General features: G+C 62.8%; 3 protein-coding genes. 2 read left to right on the top strand and 1 reads right to left on the bottom strand.

All coding sequences use genetic code 11. The features are described 5' to 3' along the window. The coding region (gene argF, locus EOD07_RS30810; RefSeq protein WP_127237981.1) for an ornithine carbamoyltransferase at positions 1 to 778 on the top strand (778 nt) is incomplete at its 5' end. A gap of 1 nt (position 779) precedes the next feature. After that, the gene (arcC, locus tag EOD07_RS30805) at positions 780 to 1,682 is read left to right on the top strand and encodes a carbamate kinase (RefSeq protein WP_073988060.1); all 903 of its coding nucleotides are present in this window, start codon (positions 780 to 782) and stop codon (positions 1,680 to 1,682) included. A gap of 132 nt (positions 1,683 to 1,814) precedes the next feature. On the opposite strand, the gene EOD07_RS30800 is transcribed toward arcC, so the two are convergent. Further along, positions 1,815 to 2,165 (bottom strand): SHOCT domain-containing protein, encoded by a 351-nt coding sequence (locus tag EOD07_RS30800; protein WP_206519609.1) that lies wholly within the window; start codon positions 2,163 to 2,165, stop codon positions 1,815 to 1,817. Positions 2,166 to 2,449 lie beyond the last annotated feature (284 nt).

The raw sequence follows: 2,449 nt of genomic DNA, 5'->3' as shown, positions 1-2,449 counted from the left end.
CACCTATTTCGGCCCCTCAGGCAGCCATATCGGGCACAAGGAATCCATGAAGGATACCGCGCGCGTGCTCGGGCGGATGTATGACGCCATCGAGTATCGCGGTTTTGCCCAGCATCAGGCCGAGATGCTGGCGGCGCATGCCGGCGTGCCCGTCTACAACGGCCTGACGGATGAAGCGCATCCGACGCAGATTCTCGCCGATTTCATGACGATGCGCGAATTCACGCACAAGCATCTGTCGAACATGACCGTCGCATTCGTCGGTGAAGGGCGGGACAATGTCGCCCAGTCGCTGGCATTGGGGGCGGCCAAGGTCGGTATCGACATGCGCATTGCATCGCCGAAGGAGTTGTGGCCGGACGATGCATTCTGCGCGCATGTCAAGGAATTGGCGGGAAACAGCGGCGGCCGGTTCCGGCTGGACGAAGACATTGCCGGTTGCGTCCAGGACGCCGATTTCATCTATACGGATGTCTGGATGTCGATGGGAGAGGATAAGTCCGGCTGGCCGGAGCGCATTCGTCTCCTGACGCCCTATCGGGTGACGAAGAAGGTGATGGCGGCCAGCGGCAATCCGCACGTGAAATTCATGCACTGCCTGCCGGCATTTCACGATACCGACACCGAAGTCGGCGCCTATGTCGCGCGCGAGTTCGGCATCGATTGCATGGAGGTCACCGACGAAGTGTTCGAATCCGGAGCCTCGATCGTCTTCGACCAGGCGGAGAACCGCATGCACACGATCAAGGCGCTGCTTGTCGCCACGATCGGCAACTGAGATGCTGATCGTCGTCGCGCTCGGCGGGAACGCGCTGTTGCGGCGCGGCGAACCGATGACCGCCGAAAACCAGCGCAGCAACGTCAAGCGCGCCGCGTCCGCCCTGGCCGCGCTGATGGACGAAGGCCATTCGCTCGTGATCACGCATGGCAACGGTCCGCAGGTCGGCCTGCTTGCGCTCCAGTCGGCGACCTCATCGGACGGCGCTTTCCCGCTTGACGTCCTGGGCGCCGAGAGTGCAGGCATGATCGGCTACATGATCGAGCAGGAGCTCGCCAACCTCGCCTCTCAGAGACTATACGCGACACTGCTGACGCAGGTGAAAGTCGATCCGCACGATCCTGCCTTCGCGCATCCGACGAAACCGATAGGTCCTGTCTACGACGAAACGACAGCGCGACGGCTCGCAGGAGAGCGCGGCTGGTTCGTAGCGCCCGATGGTGACAAATGGCGCAGGGTGGTGCCCTCGCCCCGGCCGACCGAGATTCTGGAGGCTTCGGTGATCTCCTTCCTCGTCGAGCACGATGTCATCGTCATCTGCACGGGCGGTGGCGGCGTTCCCGTTGTCGCGCTCGAGGGTGGCGGTATGGTCGGCGTCGAAGCCGTCATCGACAAGGATCTGGCCAGCTCGCTGCTGGCGCGCCAGTTGAAGGCCGACATGCTGCTGATGCTGACGGATGTCGATGCGGTCTATGCCGGCTACGGCACGCCGGAGGCCCGCGCGCTTCGCAATGTCGGAGCTACGGAGCTTTCAGGGAAGGATTTCCCGGCCGGCTCGATGGGGCCAAAGATCAGTGCCGCGATAGAGTTCGTCCAGGCGACAGGCAACCCTTCGGCGATCGGCCGGCTCGAGGACGCGGTGGAGATCGTCAAAGGCCGGCAGGGTACCCGGTTCGAAGCCTAGCCTCGTTCGGATCCATCAAGGCCGTGACCGAAAGGGTACTCGCAGGGCCAGCCACATGGCTTCGCGGATCACCGCCAACGCGCTTCGCAAGAGATGGCCGGTGTGTGTGCGCCCTACCGGCGCCAGCACCACTTATTCGCCGAGCACACGGCGCCTTTCCTCGAATTCTTCCTTGTCGATCTCGCCGCGCGCAAATCGCTCCCGAAGAATGTCAAGCGGTGTCCGGATTGCGGGCGAATGAGGCGCTGGCCCCGACCACGGTCCAGCCGTTCCGCGGACCAGAATGATCGCGGCAGCTACCAGCACCGCGAGGAAGAGGATCATGAACAGCGGACCGAAAATCATGGCATACCAACCTCCGCCCCACCACATCATGTGGGGTCCCCAATCGTATCTTCCGAAACCGGACGGCGCCTGCGCCCATGCCGCGCTGGGCAGAGCAGCGCTCGCAGCCGCGACGGACTTCATCAAAGCCTTCTGCATTGGCTTGCTCCATCTTCCGGATTCCTGATCATGGTGTCCTTCCCTTCGCTCCTCGCTTTACAGTCTTGTTTTCGGCTGACGAGGCCGGGGAGCGGCCGCCGGAGCCCCGGCTTGCCGGCAAGCGTTCACTTTTCCGGAAGGACGCGGATTCGAAATAGATCGCGGCTCCGGCGATAAACCCAAGGACGAGCACGGCGCCCCAGAGCAAGATATCTTCAGCGGACATGGGATGAGTTCCTTGTCTATCCCATTCAATCGTCGCACGGCCGGCGCAAGCCGACGTT

The sequence above is a fragment of the Mesorhizobium sp. M2C.T.Ca.TU.002.02.1.1 genome (genome assembly GCF_003997225.1).
The sequence above is the reverse complement of the archived record's forward strand: the minus strand, read 5'-3'. Positions and strand labels throughout refer to the sequence as shown.